Source organism: Enterococcus olivae (assembly GCF_053760925.1).
Map to the genome: position 1 here is coordinate 84365 of NZ_JBSMVT010000007.1, position 18949 is coordinate 103313.

Sequence of the window (18949 nt, forward strand, 5' to 3'; positions counted from 1 at the left end):
TCTATCGGCCCAAAAAAACAGAGGAGCGTTTTAATTGAAAATCAAATCATTATTTCTTGTTGCAGTCGGTGCCCTTGTCTTGTTGCCACATACGGTAGGAGCTTCTGAAATAGAAGAACAGATCAAGGAAACTACATCGGTGATCACGATGATCGAAGAGCAACAAACAACAGCAAGTCAGGAACAAGTAACTATCGAAGAGCAATTAACAGTATTGACTGAAACGATAAAGAAGACACAAGCAGAAATCCAGAAACTAGAAGTATCGAAGAGAGAACAAGAAGCGACGATCGAAACACAGCTGGGAAATGTCGCCTTTACAAGCGTCAATCAGATCCAACAATCAGGTCCGGCACAGATTGGTCAACAATTGCGAATGGCATCGGCTAACAATAGTCACCGCAACGAACTGTTGCAGGAGCTTCAAGAAACAACCGATGCACTAGAAGAACAGCAAGTAACACTTCGGGAAGCAACAGAAGAACTAGACACCTTGCAAGAACGTCAGCAAACTTTGACCAAAGAAGATCAGGAATTGTCTGAGCGTTTGATGGAAGAAGAAGAGAAGCTAGTCGACCTGAAGGAACAGGAAAAAATTGAAAAAAGAGGCTTTGCCATGCCTTTAGAGGGTCCGATTACAATCAGCAGTCGATTTGGTTTCCGCAATGATCCGACAGGAGTTTCAGGAACTCAGCACAATGGGATCGATTTTACTGGTCCCATGGGTCAACCGATCTTGGCAGCCCGCAATGGTGTAGTTGTGGAAGCCGCATTTGGATCAGGTCAAGGTAATTGTGTCATTTTACAACACGACAATGGTTATTATTCTTATTACATGCATCTTACTGAAATCTCTGTGAGTGTCGGTCAAACAGTGACTGTCGGAGAACAAGTAGGAACAATGGGAACGACGGGTACTTCCACTGGTGTCCATCTACATTTCGGTTTGAGCACCAGCTTGTGGAGCAACTACGTGGACCCAGCAGGTTTATTGTGATTATAGAAAAAAAGAAGAAGTTTGTGATCTACGCTAACTAATGAAAATTGAGAAACCCTATGAAATCAATGTTTTTGAAACAAATTTCATAGGGTATTTTCTTTGTCTAGCGTCTTTACCCAATTTTTTACCACAACCCCGGCAAAGCGGTCACAGTTAATTTTTCCTGAGTAAATGGATGGATCAGATACATCTCACAAGCGTGTAGTAGCAGACGCTTGCCTTTTTTGTTTTGGTACAATGGATCGCCAACGATTGGATGTCCGATACTTGCCAGGTGGACACGAATTTGATGGGTACGTCCGGTATCCAACACACAGTAGACTTGGCTAGTTTTTGGAAAAGTTGCGTGGACAGTCAGATGTGTCGTTGCGGCTTTTCCTTTGCGTTCGTCGATGACACGTTTCCGACGATCATGACGGTCCCGGCCGATTTTTTTATGGATTGTCTGATCTTGAGTGATTTTTCCATGGACGACAGCTTGATAGCGACGATAAATTTTCTTTTGTTCCAGTAAGCGACCCAAGATCGGTAAGACTAATGGATTTTTAGCGAACAAAATCACGCCACTGGTTTCTTTGTCTAGGCGGTGGACGACATAGGCTCGCTGTTCTTTTTCTTTCAGATAGGCAGCAAGATCGTTGAGTAGAGTCCCCGTTTCTTCGGGTTGGTTCGGATGTGTCTTGATTCCTTCGGGCTTATTGACAATGATCAAATGCTCGTCTTCATAGAGCAGCTGAATCTTGTTTTTATTGCCGAAACGTACGGACTGATAGCTATAGTCAGATTCTTCAAGCTGTAGAGTGATGGTATCGCCAGCTGCAACATTTTGATGGAACATCGCTTGTTCATCGTTGATCCATACAAATTTACGGATGCGTAAAAAATGACGGACCTTTCGTGGAACGAGCCATTCTTTTTCCAGTAGCTCACGTAGTGTCATCGTCGGTTGACTACTGGGTAAAGTGATTGAATACTTCATCATTGGATGCTCCTTTCGTTAGAATTATATCATCTTTCGTTACAATTTCCAGTTGCTTTTACCTAGAAACGCGTTACTGTATGAAGCTGACTTCACCTCATTTTTCGCATACCCTCCTGCTATCTTTAGATTTTTTTAAGGAAAAAATAAACAATTCCTTGTATTTCAATGCTAAAATAGGCAAGGTTAAGTGTCTCTGTTTTAAAATAGAGACAAAGTTACGTCTATAGTCGTATTTTTTTCAAAATAAAATATGCTACACTTGCTTAGAGGAGGGGAATCGATGGACTTTCAGCGCATTTTCCAAACAATAAAAAAATATGTGTCTGCTTTTTGGCAATGGATGAAACCCTATCTTTTACGGTTTCATCAGTGGCGTAAGCGGATCTGGAAAAAATATCATGTCAATAAAATCATTTTACTTTTAGGTCTGGTCTTTGTTTTGATCATGAGCATTTATTTGTTTTATATTGCTAAGACGACCAAAGTAGGAGAATTAGAATCTGGCTTGCGAGAAGCAACGGTCATTTACGACAGAGAAGGCGAAGAAGCTGGCAGAATGTCGGCACAAAAGGGAACCTATGTCGACTTGGATCAGGTATCGCCTTATGTGATCGATGCAGTGATCTCTACAGAAGACCGACGTTTTTACAGCCATCCTGGTTTTGATATCAAAGGTCTGATGCGGGCAGCTGTACGGATGGTGATTCGCCGAGATACCTCAGGCGGAGGTGGAAGTACGATCACGCAGCAGTTGACTAAAAACGCGTATCTAACGCTGGATCAGACGTTCAATCGGAAAGCCAAGGAATTGTTTTTAGCCATTGAGATCGAGAAAAAATATTCCAAAGATGAAATTCTGGCGATGTATTTGAATACTTCCTATTTTGGGAATGGTGTTTGGGGGATTCAGGATGCTTCTAAGAAATATTTTGGTGTAGATGCTACAGATCTGTCTCTGGGAGAAGCTGCTACTTTGGTAGGGATGCTGAAGGGACCTTCCATTTACAATCCGATCGATGAGCCTGAAGCAGCGACTAATCGTCGTGCGACAGTCTTGGACGTGATGGTTGACAATGAGAAGTTAGATCAAGCAACGGCCGATCAGGAAAAGCAAATCGCTATTACAGATCTGTTGTACGATGCGTACGATCAAGCAAATGCCGGTTACGCCTATCCTTATTATTTCGATGCTGTTTTGAATGAGCTTGAAAATGATTACGGTCTAGATGCAGATGATGTCATGAACCGAGGGTACAAAATTTATACAGCATTGGACCAGAACTATCAGACTAATATGCAAGCTACCTATACAGTCGACGGTTATTTTCCGGCAAATGCCGAAGATGGTACGATGGTTCAGTCGGCTTCTGTGGCTCTGAATCCACAAACCGGTGGAGTTCAGGCGATGGTCGGACGTAGAGGAGAGCATACCTTTAGGGGTTACAACTTTGCAACAGACATGCGACGGTCTCCAGGATCAACGATCAAACCTTTGAGCGTGTATGCCGCAGCACTGGAAGCAGGTTATATGCCAGACAGTATTCTAAAAGACGAACCGCAAAGCTATTACGATGCCAAAAACTATAACGGTGACTATCAGGGAGAAGTCTCAATGTATCAAGCAGTTGCCCGTAGTTTGAACTTGCCAGCAGTTTGGCTGTTGCATGAGATCGGTTTGGATAAAGGTTACAATAAAACGAAGGAATTCGGTCTGGAATTGACCGATTCGGATAAATATTGGGGCTTGGCTCTAGGCGGTTTGCAGTATGGGGCATCCCCAATGACGATGGCTGGCGCGTATGGTGTCTTTGCTAATGGCGGAACACTGTATGAACCACATTTGATTACGAGAGTCGTTGATTCAACCGGCGCTGTGATCGTGGATAATACGCAGCCCAAAGGCAAACGAGTGATTTCTCAGGAAACAGCCGATGAAATGACGAGTATGCTTTTAGGAACCTTTTCTAACGGAACAGCTTCTGGTTCAAGTCCCTACGGCTATGCAATGGCTGGAAAAACAGGAACGACAGAAACAGAGTTCGATGCAACAAAAAACAATGACCAGTGGATCATTGGCTATACACCAGATGTAGTCATTTCTACCTGGATCGGTTTTGAACTGACTAGCGAAAATCATTATTTAACAGGTTCGAGTGGTCAAACGGTTGGACCGATCTTTAGAGCGGAAGCAGAAGGAATTCTGCCGTATACTCAGGGAACTTCCTTTGCTGTGGCTGATGCCTACGCAACCGGCGGGAAAATGATGGCTGCGGACCAAGTGCCAGAAGAATCGCCAGAAGCAGACGACAGTGCCTGGAGAGAAGATGTGGATGAGCTTGCAGAAAAAGCCAAAAGTGGTTTGAAACAATTTGGTGAATACTTTAAAGAAGGCACGAAAGAAATCATTCGAGGAATTCGTGATCGATTCAGATAACCATTAGCCACAGCAAATAGAACATGTTACAATAAATGAATAACTTAAAGAAAAGTGAGGAATTTAGTATGTCTAACATTTATGACACAGCCAATCAACTGGAACGTGAAATTCGTGAAATGGAGCAGTTTCAAGCGTTAAGCGAAAGTTTTGGCAAATTAAAAGAGGACGCAGCAGCGTATGCAGTCTTCAAAGAATTTCAGGAGTTTCAAATGGCTATGCAGCAAAAAATGTCTGAAGGTCAAGAAATGACCGATGCCGATGCTGAAAGAGCGCAATCTTTAGCAGAAAAAATCCAAAAAGAAGCGTTGATCGCAGATCTTATGCAAACAGAGCAAGCATTCAGCTTAGTATTGAATGATTTGAACCGTATCATCATGACACCATTGAGAGATTTATACGAAGACTAATATGCAAAAGCTGTAGGATGTGAAATCTTACAGCTTTTTTATTACCTAGGAACAAATGCGTATACTATAAATCAGAGCAAGCTGATTTGTTGTTTTTTCAGTGATAAAAGATTTTTACATAGGTAAAATATAGGATCATAAAGAATTTTGATAGCAGACATTTTCTTTTTTGACTAAAGTGGAGGTAGAAGGAGTGACCAAAATGAACTTGAGCAAGCAAATCAAAAAATACCGGGAGAGTGCAGGTTTTTCTCAGGAGGAATTGGCTGAAAGAATCTTTGTTTCAAGACAAACCATCTCCAACTGGGAGAATGAACGAAGCTATCCGGATGTTCATAATTTGTTACTGCTCAGTGTCTTATTTGACACTACCTTAGACGAATTAGTTAAAGGAGACGTGGAAATGATGAAGAAAACCGTTAAACGAGCAGAAGAAGACAAAGATACCTATGGAATGCTGATCTTTTTGGTCTTAGCTATGCTAACAGTTGGACCGCTGACAGCTTTTTTCGGACAAAAAGGACTGATTCTTCCAGGGATTCTATGGTTGATCGGTATGTACTATGCATTGAAAGTTGAGAGATGGAAAAAAAGGCAAGATGTTCGAACGTACCGAGAGATCGTTGCCTACATGGAAAATGGAGATGTGGAAGCTGCCAGAGCCAAAAGAAACAAGGTAAAGGATTTTTTGGCCAAAGCTGTTATCGTGCTGGTGTTTGCTTTAGTAGCAGGATTGTTGGCGTGGTTAGGCCATTTGCCATTCTCGTTTTAAAAGTAAAAAAATCTGTCACATGATCCACGTGACAGATTTTTTTATTTCCAGAACTGATACCATTTTTTTTGTTTCAAAGCAGAAAGTTCCTGCTCCAAGCGTTCTTTTTCCTGATTTAGTTGTTCTGCCTTCTGGATTTGCTCCTCTAGCTTCGCGATTTGCTGAGCTGACTCGCTAGCCTCGGTTTCTTGTTCTTCATCCGTTATAGTTGTTTCGGGTTCTTCTAATTTTTTTATTTCTGCTTCTTTTGGTGCTTCCAAAGCGAAATATTGATGCAGTTCTTTGATCAGTTTTTTATCTTCAGCATTTAGCTGTTGCTGTTGGTCGATCAGCTTCTGTAATTGCTCGATCTGTTCATCCTTTTTAGCGAGTTGTTCGATTAAATAGTCACTGATCGAAATGGTTGTCTGTTCTACTTCTTCCTGAGGTGTTCCCTCGGTAACATCATCTCCCAGCTCGTCAATGATTTGTTGAACTCCAGCTTCTTTGATATAAATTGTATTGTTTTCTTTAAAATAATAGTCTTCAGGTAGTTTTTTATAGCGGTAGATGACCTTGTCTCGAGACACACCAAGTTCATTTGCTAACTGAGTGAGTGTTTTTCCGTTTTCTTCTGTCATTGAATCCAATCTCCTTTGCCTAGTGATTACTGCGGTTTTACCTAAGTATTGAATATATAAAGTTTAACATAGATTCTATCAAAAAGCTTGTGTGTTTTGAAAGTGAGGATATTTTCTTTTTTGAATTACCTAGGTAAACACCAGACAGAAAAACAAGAGGGATCACCAAAGTAAAAGGCGAACGAATTTTCGTATTTTACTGACGATAGAAATAAAAAATGTTAAAATGAAGGGAAGTAAAAGGAGGATTTTGAGTATGCTGCGATTTATCCATTGTGCAGATCTGCATTTTGATCGACCATTTGAAGGATTGCATTTAATTGCTAATAAGGTAAAAGAGCTTCGTTCAGCGAATGAACAGGTATTGGAAAAAATTGTTTCTCTTGCACTGGAAGAACAAGTGGATTTTTTGTTGCTGGCGGGAGATACGTTTCATCAAAATCGACCAAGTCTTAAAACGCAACATCAGTTTTTTCAACAGATGAACCGGCTGAAAGAAAAAAAGATTCCTGTTTACCTGATTTTTGGCAATCATGATTTTTACGAGCAGGAGCGTTACTGGTTTGATTTTCCTGAAAATGTCCAGTTATTTACTGAGGAGCAAGTAAGGACTCTGCAAGGAGAGACGCAAACAGGTGTCTCTTATGCAATCAGCGGCTTCAGCTATCGTCACCCGTGGATCAAACAGTCGATGGTCAAGGAATTTCCGGCGCGACAGGCTACTTATCATATTGGCATGTACCATGGAGACAGTAATGGGGAGAACTATGCGCCGTTCAAAGTTGCTGAGATGCAGCAAAAAAACTATGACTATTGGGCGCTAGGTCATGTCCATGTGCCGACAGTGCTAAAGCAGCAACCACCGATTTTATACCCGGGAGCACCTCAAGGACATACTCAAAAGGAAGAGCAAATTCATGGCGTCCAGTTGGTTACCTGGAATGGGACGCAAACCTTAGTGGAGAGCCGATCTGTGGCAGTGATCGATTGGGTGGAGAAAAAACTTTCCTTAGCAGGCGTACGAACCGCAAAAGAAGCATTAACACAAATGATGCAGGCTTTTCAAACGTCTCATTCACAGCTAGTTAAATTACTATTAACCAATACAGAGAATTTGCCCAATCAGTGGCTCACGGAAAAAGAAAAACCGGAGATCATTGCCTATCTCAACGAATATTTGCAGCGTCAAAATTATCAGCAGCTTGTTTATCAGATAGAGCTTTATGAGACCCCTGAGGCAGAGAAGCTGACAATCACTGGTAGAGAGGTCGCCCAGCAGCTTTTACAAAACTATCAAGAAGCAACCGTTTTTACGGAAATCGTGGAAGAGATGACGACTCATCCACTGATCAAGCGAAGTATTCAAATAGAGAATCTACAAAAAGAAACAGTTAAAAGAGTAGAAGAAACATTAACACAAGAATTTCGGTGGAGCGAGGAAGAGCGATGAGACTAATAAAAGCAGAAATTACCGGTTTTGGTCAGTATCGTCAGCAGCAGTTCGATTTTTTAGTAGGCAATCAGCTGTTCTTTGGTAGCAATGAAGCAGGAAAGTCAACTTTGTATCAGTTTATCCAAGCCATGTTGTTTGGTTTTCCCAAGAAGAGCGCGCGAAAACGTGATTACACACCTTTGGACGGAGCTGCTTATGGCGGGAAGCTATGGCTGTCTATCGAACCTTATGAAGAAGTACGGATCGAACGGTTTCGACAAATGAATCGGGGAAAAGCCAGCGTATGGGTCGGTGAGGAAGAAAGAGACGAAGCATTTTTGATGCGACTACTTTCTCCGCTGAGTCAGGATGTCTTTCAGGATGTTTTTACATTTCAGCAAGAACAATTGTCTGAAGTCAGCCGTTTGCAGGAAAAGGAGTTGCACGCTGCCTTAATTTCTTTAGGGATCAGTGGTAGCAAGCAATTAATGGCTAAGATTCAGTTCTATCAAAAAAACAATCAACAACTGTTCAAACCGAGAGGACAACGATTGCCGTTGAATCAACGCCTGAAGGAATGGCAGCAATTGAAGGAAACGATCTTACAAAAAGAAACACAGGAAAAAGACGTGCAACAAGCCTACCAACGAGTCGCTAAATCTTTGGATCAGCAAAAGCAATTGAGAGAGCAGCTTTCAAAGCTGCAGCAACAGCAACAGCAGCTCAATCAGCAAAAAATCAACTGGTCCTTGTACGAAGAATGGCAAGAATTGCGTACTTTAAAAGAGAGTGACATTTCTGACGAAGAACAGCAACAATTACGGATGTTTTATCAGGAGTACCAGCAGCTGTCTGAAGAGATCCGTAAAAAAGAGGAAGAACTGTCACGTTTGGAGCAAGGACAAGAGACCGATCGTTATTTCTTTTATTTGGATCAGGAAGCAGCGATCCAGGCACTTCTTCGCCAAGAGGTAGCGATCGCTCGATTAATCGACGAGCAAGAGCGATTACTCGCAGAGCAGCAGGCGACCGATCAGGAGTTGACTCAGCTTTCCAAACACTGGGGATGGCAAAGAGAAACACCACCTGTTTTAGACAAGCAAATCTATCGCTTGCTGGATCAACTAGAAGACTTAGAGCAACAGTCAGTTCAGCAAAAATCACGTATTCAGTGGCTAGAAGAAAAGATCCAACCTTTGGAAGCAGAAGTTCTTCAATTAGAAAAGAAACTTCCGGCATTAGGAAAGCAGTTGAAACCAGGGATCGGACTGTCTATTGCAGGCGTGGGTATCTTCTTGCTGTTAGTCAGCTTTTTGCTTCCAATGCCACTTAAAGGCTGGTTGTTAGGGCTTGGATCGGCGGGAATAGTAGTCGGTGCGGGAGTGTTTCTCTTTGCAGGGAGCAAAACGTCTGGACAGAACAAAATGCTGTGGCAGGAAAAATCACTGCAGCTGGATCAGCTAAAGGCAGAGATCGCTACTGAAACAGAACAGGTCCTGCGGACACAGCAGGAAAAAGAGCAGTTGATCAACTATCTGCAACCATTCTTTGGCAATGATCCAGACTATCTTTCTTGGCGCCAAATGATCCATGACTATCAGTTGGCAGCAGAAAAATTTCATCAAAAGCTGGCATCGTTCCAAGAACTTCAGCAGAAAGAAGCAGTGAATAGAAAGAGTATTGCAGCAATCGATCAGCAGTTTGAGCTGTTGGCAGATTGGTTGCCGTTATCGAATAAAGCCATCGTAGAAAAATTAGCCTTAGTCAGTCGATTTACAACAGAAATGCAGGAAATCAAGCTGACTCGTTTACAACAGCCAAGTACACTATTGGCGCAACAGTTGAAAAAAAGCAAAGAAAATCGTGACGAACTGTTTGAACATTTTGGTCAGCTATTGGAGCGCTTTGGTTTGTCTCATCCAACAGAAGTTCCAACTTGGATCAAGCAGTGGGAACAACAGCAAAAACAAGTAGAACGAAAAGTAGAACTCACTCAACTGCTGACACCTGTTTTTCCAGAAAGTATCAGTTGGGAAGTGTTGGCTGGACGTTTAGCTGAAAATGAACAACAACAAGAAACGCTGCAACAGCGAATCTCTGAGCTCTCGGAAGAAAAACAACGTAGTCAGCTGCAAATCGAACAGTTACAGATCGATGGTGTTTTGGATGAATTGTATCAGGAAGAAAGTCGGCTACTCTCAGAGATCGAAGAGTTGGCGATCACCTGGAGTACTAATCAGGTGCTAGCGGCTTTTCTTAGTGATCTGGCGACCGAACTTTCAGAACAGCAATTGCCACAGCTACTGCAACGTGCTTCTTATTATTTTAAAACACTGACGAAGGGTCGTTATCAAGCTGTCCGCTTGCTGGATGGGATTCTCCATGTGACTTCACAAGAGACTTTGCTGGATATCTATACCTTGTCAACAGGAACCAAAGACCAGCTGATCATGGCGGTCCGCTTTGCCTACTTGTCCTTACAGGAACAAGCAGTCAGTCCAGTGATCATTGATGATGGTTGGCTGCATTATGACAGTGAACGCAAAGAGCAACTGGCAAAATTGTTTGCAGAATTTGGTCAAAAACATCAAGTCATTTGTTTGTCTTCTGACCAAGAAATGGTAAGCTATTATCAAAGACTCCACCAACCTGTTGTGGAAATCATGCAAAGGATGTGAGAGACGATTCTCTGACAGGAGAAGACGTTGAACCCAAATGAAAAAATTACGAGAATTAGCAGTAGATGAAGCCTTTCAAATGTTTGTACTGATTAAAAATGCCGATGTCCGAATGGCAAAAAATGGGAAAAAGTTTATTGCCTTTACCTTCCAGGATACTTCAGGTACGATCGATGGAAAATTCTGGGATGCTTCAGATGAGGAAATCCAGCGATTTGAAGCTGGAAAAGTTGTTTTTCTTTCAGGAAAACGAGAAGTTTACCAAGGGAATCCCCAGGTAAAAATCATCCAGCTGCGCCTAGCGAAAACAGAGGAAGCTGGTGATCCAAGTCTGTACATGGAGCGCGCGCCGATCAAAAAAGAAGAAATGGAAGAAGAAATCAGTCAAACTCTTTTTGAGATCCTTAATCCTCACTGGAATCGGATCGTCCGTTATTTGCTGAATCAGTATAAAAAGGAATTCTTTGATTATCCAGCAGCCAAACGCAATCACCATGCTTTTGCCAGTGGTTTGGCTTATCATACGACAACGATGCTGCGTTTAGGAAAAGCGATCGTCAAAGAATATCCAGAGCTAAATGCTTCGTTGCTATATGCAGGAATCATTCTGCATGATTTAGGTAAAGTGATCGAGTTAAGTGGTCCGATGTCAACAGAATATACCTTGGTCGGTAATCTGGTCGGACATTTGGTCTTAGTCGATGAAGAAATCACCAAAGCCTGTCTAGCACTTAAAATCGATGAACAGGCAGAAGATGTGGTAGTGTTACGACATATGGTTCTGGCACATCACGGCTTGTTAGAATATGGTTCTCCTGTACGACCACGCATCATGGAGGCGGAAATATTGCATCAAATCGACAATCTAGACGCCTCGATGCAAATGATGTTGACCTCTATCCGTCAAACGACTCCCGGTGAATACACCGATCGGATTTTCGGTCTGGACAATCGCAGTTTTTATGTTCCCAAAGAAATTTAAACAAAGAAAAAGCCAGTCAAGCTGACTGGCTTTTAGTGTCGCGATTATTCGCTGTCTTCAGTAGTATCTACTGGTTCTGAATTTTCAGTTGCAGCATCATCGTTTGTAATGAAACCTGAAAGGATATCCGCAAAGGCGTCGTCCTTGATTTTTACGTTTGCTTCCGTTAGTTCTTCACCAATCACTTTAGTTGTGAATTCAGTATCGTTCAGTTTTGTATCTGTCGCGATTTCTTTGATTTGGTCTTCAAATTGGGACATGTCGTTGCCTTTGTCTTGGTTTTTGACCATTTTTACAACATAGTAGCTTGTGCCGTAAACAGAATCTACAGCGATCGGATCAGAGATTTCACCGTCTGCTAAGTCCCATGCAGCGGCTTTGACTTCCTCTGGGATTTCTGTATTTGCTGAATCAAAGGTCACGTTGCCTTGTTCTTGGCTGGAAGGATCGATTGATTTTTCTTCTGCGATCGCGCCGAAATCAGCACCGTCTTCGTTAGCTTCGTCTACTACTTCTGCAGCTTCTTCTTCAGTCGCAACAGAGATCAGTTGTGCTTCAACTTCCGGATGGAAAGCTTCCCAAGCAGTTTTTAGGTCATCATCTGTCAATTCAACGTGAGATTTCAAGCCTTCTTCAAAGGCTAGTCTTTCTCTGATGCTGCTCTCAACATCTTTACGAGTCAAGTTTGATGCGGCCAACTGTTCTTCAAAGGTGTCACCGAAAATTGTATTGATTTCTTCTTCAACTGCTTCATCAGTTACTTGATCGCCATACTTACCTACAAAGATTTCTGACAAGATCATATCAAACACGATTTCTTGGCTGTTTTGATCAGTTTTTGCTTTTTCATAAAAATCAGCAACAGTCAGCTTTGCGCCTTTCATCGTAGCAATCTCTGTATTGCTATTTCCTGAACAAGCAGCTAATGTAAAGACGCTCATAGCGCCAATGACTGCTAAAAGTAATTTTTTCTTCATTTTGTCAAGCACTCCTATTATTCGTTTTCTAAAATTTTCACAGCTCTAACTATACCATACTCTTTTTTAGATTGGAAAGACTTGAAGAAATCTTTCCAACAAAATTCATAGAATCGTCTATTTTTTAATGATTTCTTATTTAGACTGGACAGGCAGAGTTGCGATATGATCTTGGAGTTGCTCTACTTGCTCGTTGATTCGTGCAATACGTGGTTCTGCTTGAAATGTAAAGGCAGCAATGTCTTTTTGCAAAGATGTTTTGACAAAAGGAACGGTTTCTTCGATCGTATGCTGGGTTTGTTCCACAGCTTTACGGAAATTTTGCAGACTTTCGTTGAATTCTTTAGTAGCATCTGCGGTATCATCTAAATAGTTTTCTACCATTATCTGTGTTTCTTTTCCGCTTCGAGGAGCCATCAGCAAGCCACCGGCACCACCAACTGCTGCACCGAAAACAAGACCTTTGATAAAGTTTTTCATTATTTTTTCACCTGCATCTCTATTTGTTTGGCGATTTCTGCTAATTGATCGGCTGTATAGTCTTCCATGTGATGACCAAAATGAATCGAAAAATCATCTTCTTTACTGTATCTAGGCAATAGATGAACATGAGAATGAAAGACGGTTTGATAAGCCATTTCTTTATTGTTGTTTAGAATATTTAATCCTTGCATTTCTGGAAAAGCTGCTTCCAGTGCTCGGGCGATCTTAGGAATACGAGTAAAAACCTCTGCAGCTAAGTCTTCATCGTATTCAAATACATCTGAAACATGCTTTTTAGGAATGACCAAAGTATGTCCTTTTGTCACCTGCGAAATGTCTAGGAATGCATAAACCTTTTCATCTTCATAGACTTTGTGACTGGGAATCTCTTGATCGATAATTTTACAAAAAATACAATTGTCCATAAACAACGCCTCCTCTTCTTCTTATTCCTACTTTACCATATTCTTTGTTTTTATGTGTCATAAAAATTCTTCTGTATCCAGAAAGAGAAGTTCTTTCAGACATGACTTGTTAAAACGATTTCTTTCTTCTATACTAAAAGAAAACAGCTTGAAGCTGATCGTTGCATAGAATATAGGTGATCCATTGATTCAAAAGAGACTGACAGACAAAAAGCAGCCATTCTTACAACCGAATCTCTGTACGAATGCAGGTTTTTAACAATGATTAATGAGGATCAGGTGATCGAAGAAATAGCTGTTAGAAATTTGGAATCAAATACTGGCAAAATTGTGAAAATTATTCGGAAATGTTCTTGCACGAATGTTTTTTTATCAGTACAATAATTTAAGGGAAATCAAGGAGGCAGTGAAAAATGTCAGGTTTTAAGTTAGGTGATACCGTCGAGTTAGCAACGATAGCCATACGAGTGAAGGATCGGGATAAGATGATCGCATTTTATCGTGATCTCATAGGATTTGAGTTAAAAGGGGAAGAAAATGCGCTGGCGATCATGGGGACTGCCGAGTCCAATAGTGAATTGCTCTGGCTGGAAGAAAGCCCACGTGCCGATGATCACTTTGGTCAAGTGAAAAAGTTGCGGTCTTTTGCCTTGAATGTACCAACGACTACTGAATTAGCAGACATCTATGCCCGTTTGAAAAAGCAAGACTACCCGTTGACAGAAGTTGTTTTTTCAAGTGACTTTGTGAAACTTGTTTTAAAAGATCCTGAGGGAAATCAGTTGGAGATCGATGCTGTTCAAACAGAGAAGATCAACAGTGAGGAAGAACTGTCTACTGCTGCCACAGGAAAAGTGACGAAACTTTCTAAAGAAACGCACTTCAATAAAGTTCATGTAAACGCGAACGATGCCCAGAAAGAAGGAGAATTTCTGGCTGATCTTTTAGGTTTGCGTAAGAATTCAGAGGCGGACTATCAGTTAGACGAACAAAAATTCCAGATCTCAGTGACAGAAGAAAGTAGTGACGTGATCAATATAGCTAGTCATGAAGTGATTGGTCTGGAGATCTTAAAGTTCTTTGTCTCTCCAGAGGATTTACTTTCTTTAGAGAAGCAGCTGATATCAACAGAGCTAGAATTCTTTATAGATAAGAAAAAATCGCTTTTGACTGTCTACGATGTCGTTGGTGTTGAATGGTGGTTTGTTATTAAAAAGTAAGAATATAGCACCTCTATCAATAGAATGGAGGTGCTATTTTTATATATTGAATAGATACGTTGAAAGAAATCTGCTTGTAATTTAAAGTGGATTTCTTTTTTCTTTAATATTTTTAAGTATGATGGAAGAGGCATCGTGAAAGGAAAAATTATCAAGGGCAAGGAGGGGAGAATGATGGCCAGCGGACGGGATGCAAAGATTGTTTAGAGCTGTGAAGGAAATGTCCATTGTTGTGGACACATTAAAAAGATTGCGCTTACAAAAACGCGCTATAGTATGTACAAGGAGTTGATGATATGCAGCTAAGCAAGAGAGAAAATCATTTATTAGAACTATTGATAAAAAATGACATGACTCTGACCGCACAAGAGCTTGCAAGTTTTGCTCATGTCTCTACTAAAACAATCTATAGAACTATCAAAAGAATCAATGAAGAGTCTTCTAGCGGAGACATCATCATTTCTGAGGTAGGCAGAGGTTTTCGTTTGGATTATGAGAAGTATTTGAAGGAAAGTCACGAAGGTACTGGGGAACGAATGGATGAAGCTTTTAATCGACGCAACAATATCATGCTGACGCTGCTTTTTAAATCTCCGAATAAAGTAAGAATCATGGATCTGTTTGAACCTTATTTTGTTACAGATACAGTGATTATCCAAGACACAAAAAAAATGCATGTATTTCTGAAGAAGTATCAGCTGAAATTAGAGAAGAAGGATCGTAGACTTTCGATAGTAGGTGAAGAAAAAAATATTCGCAAAGCGGTCAATCATTTGATTGGTCAGGAGAATCTAATAGATGAAACATTCTTGGCAGATTCGAAAAATGTCAATGCCTACGATATTGATTACATTACGTTTCTGTTGGAATTTATCGAAAAGAAATTAAGAACGAGTATTAGTTATCCCTACAACATCAATATCTTCTCTCATCTGTATATTTTACTGAAACGCAGTCGCGAGGGAGAGATCTCTGAAAAAATAGATAACCGTTTAGACAGCGATGAAGAGGAGCTGATAAAAAAATATCCTTCAATCTATAGAGTTTCAAAAGAAGTTATTCAGAGAATGTCTGGGTATCTGGGATATGAACTAGCCGAAATCGAATCGTTTTTCTTATTTCAGTATTTGATATCTTCCCGTTTGGAAAATAACGACACTCATATCATAAACAAAGAAAAAGAAGCAATCGAACTGACTTCTTACTTCATGGAAGAATTGACCAAACTCACAGGCGCTTCTATCCATACCACAGAGTATCAGGAAGATTTAATCAGTCACATTGCCCCTTTGTTGTATCGCTTGAAAAATGACATCGTTATCAAAAACGAATTGTTGAAAGATATTCGCCTGGAGTATCAAACGATGTATCAATACGTGATGCAAGTGGCCAGAAAAGCAGAAAAGAAATTTTATTTATCAACAATCAGTGAAGATGAAATTGGTTTTTTAGTTCTGTACTTTGTCCGTTACAAAGAGATGCAAAAAAGAAAAAAACGAATATTGATCATGTGTAGCAGTGGTGTCGGAACTTCAGAGCTGTTGAAAGTGAAAGTTCGAAAGGCTTTTCCAGATATTGAGATCGTGGACGTTCTTTCATCTAAAAAATTCAGTAAAAATTTAGACAAATACGAGGACATCGATTTGATTTTGACCACGATTCACTTTACACATCAAACAACAATACCAACGATTTTAGTTAATTCTGTTTTTACAAAACAAGATGAGGAAAGAACGAAGAAACTTTTAGGAGGAATGGGTAATGGAGCAACATTTAACAGAAAACTTCAGTATAGCTGATGTCATCACGGAAGATTTGGTGAATTTAGAATTGAAAGCAACGACAAAGGAAGAAGTGATCATTGAGCTGACGAAGCTACTTTATCAAAATGATTTGATCACAGATATTGATGGTTTTTCAGAGGATGTATTTGATCGAGAAAAGGAGGGAATGACAGGCTTAGGGCAAGGAATTGCTATTCCTCACGGGAAATCAGACTGTGTCGTGAAGACGTCTTTGGTTGTCGGAAAAACATTGGTACCGATTGAATGGGAGTCGCTGGATGACGAACCGGTCAACGTGATTATTCTGTTTGCTGTTCGAAATCTAGAAGCTAACACACTACACATCAAATTGTTGCAAAAAGTAGCGATGCTGCTGGCAGATGAAACTTTTATTGAAGATCTGCATCAGGCAACAACCAAAAAAGAGATGATTGATTTATTGTCTAAAAAACCGGAATAAAAGGGGGAAGTATCATGAAAATCGTTGGAATTGCCGCATGTACATCAGGAATCGCACACACGTATATTGCAAAGGAAAAGCTGATCAAGGCTGCCCGAGCACTAGGGCACGAAGTTCATATCGAAACACAAGGTACCATTGGTACAGAGGATGAATTAACACAAGCAGATATCGATACCGCAGATGTAGTCATCATTGCAGCAGATATCAAAGTAGGAGGAAAAGATCGTTTCAAAGGGAAGAAAGTAGTAGAAGTTCCAACAAGTTTAGTCATCAAGGCACCTAAAGGGTTGATCAACAAAATAGAAGAACAATTATAAAGGAGATGGGTTTATGTTACGCAAATTAGAAATAAAAAAACATGCTCTAACAGCTATTTCTTACATGCTGCCAGTTGTAGTCACAGCTGGGTTGCTGATTGCCATTGGAAATCTGACCGGCGGACAAGTAATTAGCGATTATTCCACTAATTATTCTTTGTCTGATGCACTTGTATCGCTAGGTGTACTGGGTATGGGACTGTTAGCACCAGTGATTTCTGCTGCGATTGCTTACTCAATTGCAGACAGACCAGGAATTGGACCAGGTTTATTTATGGGATTGATCGCTAATTCCATTGGTGCAGGTTTCTTGGGCGGAATGTTAGGGGGGTATATTGTTGGTTTCTTTGTTCTATTCCTAGTAAAAAATCTTAAAGTTCCGAAGTGGGCGCAAGGATTGATGCCGATGATGATCGTACCGGTTGCTTCGACAGTTATCGTTGGCTTGGCCATGTATTTTGTCATCGGAGTTCCGATTGTTTGGGCGACCAATGCGTTGACTGAATTCTTAACTAATTTGCAAGGTTCAGGGAAGTTTCTATTCGGTTCGATCGTTGGTGGTATGGCGGCCTTTGACTTTGGTGGTCCGATCAATAAAGTAGCCTCTCTCTTTGCAGACGGCATGCTGTTGGAAGGAATCCAGGAACCTGAAGCAGTGAAGATTTTAGCATCGATGGTTCCGCCTTTTGGTGTGACCTTTGCGTGGATCTTGTCTAAGGTCTTCAAAAAACCAAAATTCTCACAGGGAGAAGAAGACAATATCAAAATTGCTTTCCCAATGGGGTTAGCAATGATCACAGAAGGGGTTATTCCGATCGCTGCAGTCGATCCGTTACGTGTGATTGCTTCTTGTACGATCGGTGCAGCAATTGGTGGTGGTTTAAGTATGAGTTGGGGCGTGGGCTCACCAGTTCCTTCCGGTGGCGTCTTTATTATCCCAGCAATGACTGACCCATTGAAATTCACGATTGCTTTACTGATTGGCTCAGCAATTACGGGTATCCTGTTGTTTATTTTGAAGAAAGAACCAGTAGAGGTAGTCGAAGATGTCGAGGAAGAGGAAGTAGACTTTTCTTCAATCAAAATTTCTTAGGAGGTTATTATGTACGTTTCTATGAAAGAAATGCTGGCTAAAGCGAACAAAGAGAAGTATGCCGTTTTAGCGATCAACTGTTTTAACTTGGAGACCGCCAAGGCAGCTATAGGAGCTGCAGAAGAGCTGCATTCACCGATTATTGTCGATTTGCTGCAGGATCACCTGAAAATGCATTTGGATCATCGTTACTTAACCAAGCCCATTATTCGGATGGCTAACAATGCCAAAATAGATGTAGCGATCAATCTGGATCATGGACAAGATGTAGCCTTTGTCAAACAATGTCTGCATGAAGGATTTTCAAGTGTCATGATGGATGCCTCCATGTATCCATTGGAAGAAAACATTCGTATCACTAGAGAATTGGTGGTTTTTGCTCAGCAATTCAACGCGAGTGTAGAAGCAGAAGTCGGTGATTTAGGTGCTGTGGCCGGCGATCAATGGACGAAGGAGGAGATGTATACGGATCCGGATCAAGCGATCCGCTTTATTCAGGAAACTGGAGTGGACTGTTTGGCGCTCTCATACGGATCGTCTCATGGAGATTATCCAGAAGGGTATGTACCTGAGTTTCGTTTTGATATTGTAGAAAAAATCAAAGCGGCAACGAACTTGCCCTTGGTTCTACATGGTGGTTCAGGCGCAGGGGAAGAAAATATTCGTCGTTCAGTGGCACTGGGGATCAACAAGATCAATGTGGGGTCGGATTTCATGAAAGCCCAATTATCGGAGATCCAAAGTCGACTGGATGCAGAGGCTGCAATCGGCTATCCTGAGCTGATTCATGCAACGATCGCAGCTGGAAAAGAAGTCGTCAAGAAATACATCAAAATTGCAGGTTCCGAAAATAAAGCATTATAAAAAAAGATTGGAG

General features: G+C 41.0%; 18 protein-coding genes. 13 read left to right on the forward strand and 5 right to left on the reverse strand.

The window, feature by feature from the left end; genetic code table 11:
* The first annotated feature begins 34 nt into the window (after positions 1–34).
* Positions 35–997, forward strand: coding sequence for a peptidoglycan DD-metalloendopeptidase family protein (locus ACWODM_RS06760; protein ID WP_455320614.1), 963 nt, complete (start codon positions 35–37; stop codon positions 995–997).
* A gap of 127 nt (positions 998–1124) precedes the next feature.
* On the opposite strand, the gene ACWODM_RS06765 is transcribed toward ACWODM_RS06760, so the two are convergent.
* A complete protein-coding gene (locus ACWODM_RS06765; protein WP_455320652.1) occupies positions 1125–1979 on the reverse strand; it encodes an RluA family pseudouridine synthase in 855 nt (284 codons plus the stop codon).
* 283 nt (positions 1980–2262) lie between these two features.
* On the opposite strand from ACWODM_RS06765, the gene ACWODM_RS06770 reads away from it, so the two are divergent.
* From ACWODM_RS06770 to ACWODM_RS06780, 3 genes are all read left to right on the forward strand, one after another.
* Positions 2263–4416, forward strand: a complete 2154-nt coding sequence (locus tag ACWODM_RS06770; RefSeq protein WP_455320615.1) for a PBP1A family penicillin-binding protein — start codon at positions 2263–2265, stop codon at positions 4414–4416.
* A gap of 68 nt (positions 4417–4484) precedes the next feature.
* Positions 4485–4826, forward strand: coding sequence for a YlbF family regulator (locus ACWODM_RS06775; protein WP_455320616.1), 342 nt, complete (start codon positions 4485–4487; stop codon positions 4824–4826).
* Between the two features lie 202 nt (positions 4827–5028).
* Complete coding sequence (locus tag ACWODM_RS06780) at positions 5029–5598, forward strand: helix-turn-helix domain-containing protein (RefSeq protein WP_455320653.1); 570 nt, start codon at positions 5029–5031, stop codon at positions 5596–5598.
* A 41-nt stretch (positions 5599–5639) separates the two neighbouring features.
* Here ACWODM_RS06780 and ACWODM_RS06785 read toward each other — a convergent pair whose 3' ends face one another.
* The gene (locus ACWODM_RS06785) at positions 5640–6218 is read right to left on the reverse strand and encodes a hypothetical protein (protein ID WP_455320617.1); all 579 of its coding nucleotides are present in this window, start codon (positions 6216–6218) and stop codon (positions 5640–5642) included.
* Positions 6219–6474: 256 nt separating this feature from the next.
* Here ACWODM_RS06785 and ACWODM_RS06790 point away from each other — a divergent pair, with 256 nt between their 5' ends.
* Genes ACWODM_RS06790 through ACWODM_RS06800 form a run of 3 tightly spaced genes read left to right on the forward strand, consistent with a single transcriptional unit; the run spans position 6475 to position 11310 of the window.
* Complete coding sequence (locus ACWODM_RS06790; protein WP_455320618.1) at positions 6475–7668, forward strand: metallophosphoesterase family protein; 1194 nt, start codon at positions 6475–6477, stop codon at positions 7666–7668.
* Positions 7665–10328 carry an AAA family ATPase gene (locus ACWODM_RS06795; protein WP_455320619.1) on the forward strand — a complete coding sequence of 888 codons (2664 nt, stop codon included), beginning with the start codon at positions 7665–7667 and terminating at the stop codon, positions 10326–10328. Before ACWODM_RS06790 ends, ACWODM_RS06795 begins: the two co-directional genes overlap by 4 nt.
* A gap of 37 nt (positions 10329–10365) precedes the next feature.
* On the forward strand, positions 10366–11310 hold the full coding sequence (locus ACWODM_RS06800; protein WP_455320620.1) for a 3'-5' exoribonuclease YhaM family protein: 945 nt from the start codon (positions 10366–10368) through the stop codon (positions 11308–11310).
* Between the two features lie 44 nt (positions 11311–11354).
* On the opposite strand, the gene ACWODM_RS06805 is transcribed toward ACWODM_RS06800, so the two are convergent.
* The 3 genes from ACWODM_RS06805 to ACWODM_RS06815 all read right to left on the reverse strand — a co-directional run bounded on the left by ACWODM_RS06805 (position 11355) and on the right by ACWODM_RS06815 (position 13195).
* A complete protein-coding gene (locus ACWODM_RS06805) occupies positions 11355–12287 on the reverse strand; it encodes a peptidylprolyl isomerase (protein ID WP_455320621.1) in 933 nt (310 codons plus the stop codon).
* Positions 12288–12422: 135 nt separating this feature from the next.
* A complete protein-coding gene (locus tag ACWODM_RS06810) occupies positions 12423–12767 on the reverse strand; it encodes a YtxH domain-containing protein (protein WP_455320622.1) in 345 nt (114 codons plus the stop codon).
* Positions 12767–13195 carry an HIT family protein gene (locus ACWODM_RS06815; RefSeq protein WP_455320623.1) on the reverse strand — a complete coding sequence of 143 codons (429 nt, stop codon included), beginning with the start codon at positions 13193–13195 and terminating at the stop codon, positions 12767–12769. Before ACWODM_RS06815 ends, ACWODM_RS06810 begins: the two co-directional genes overlap by 1 nt.
* 413 nt (positions 13196–13608) lie before the next feature.
* Between ACWODM_RS06815 and ACWODM_RS06820 the strand changes: the two genes are divergently transcribed.
* From ACWODM_RS06820 to ACWODM_RS06845, 6 genes are all read left to right on the forward strand, one after another.
* Positions 13609–14415, forward strand: a complete 807-nt coding sequence (locus tag ACWODM_RS06820) for a VOC family protein (RefSeq protein WP_455320624.1) — start codon at positions 13609–13611, stop codon at positions 14413–14415.
* 296 nt (positions 14416–14711) lie between these two features.
* Positions 14712–16214, forward strand: a complete 1503-nt coding sequence (locus ACWODM_RS06825) for a BglG family transcription antiterminator (protein ID WP_455320625.1) — start codon at positions 14712–14714, stop codon at positions 16212–16214.
* On the forward strand, positions 16177–16659 hold the full coding sequence (locus tag ACWODM_RS06830; protein ID WP_455320626.1) for a PTS sugar transporter subunit IIA: 483 nt from the start codon (positions 16177–16179) through the stop codon (positions 16657–16659). Before ACWODM_RS06825 ends, ACWODM_RS06830 begins: the two co-directional genes overlap by 38 nt.
* A 14-nt stretch (positions 16660–16673) precedes the next feature.
* Complete coding sequence (locus tag ACWODM_RS06835; protein WP_455320627.1) at positions 16674–16979, forward strand: PTS fructose transporter subunit IIB; 306 nt, start codon at positions 16674–16676, stop codon at positions 16977–16979.
* 13 nt (positions 16980–16992) lie between these two features.
* On the forward strand, positions 16993–18072 hold the full coding sequence (locus ACWODM_RS06840) for a PTS fructose transporter subunit IIC (RefSeq protein ID WP_455320628.1): 1080 nt from the start codon (positions 16993–16995) through the stop codon (positions 18070–18072).
* Positions 18073–18081: 9 nt separating this feature from the next.
* Positions 18082–18936 carry a class II fructose-bisphosphate aldolase gene (locus ACWODM_RS06845; RefSeq protein ID WP_455320629.1) on the forward strand — a complete coding sequence of 285 codons (855 nt, stop codon included), beginning with the start codon at positions 18082–18084 and terminating at the stop codon, positions 18934–18936.
* Positions 18937–18949: the final 13 nt, after the last annotated feature.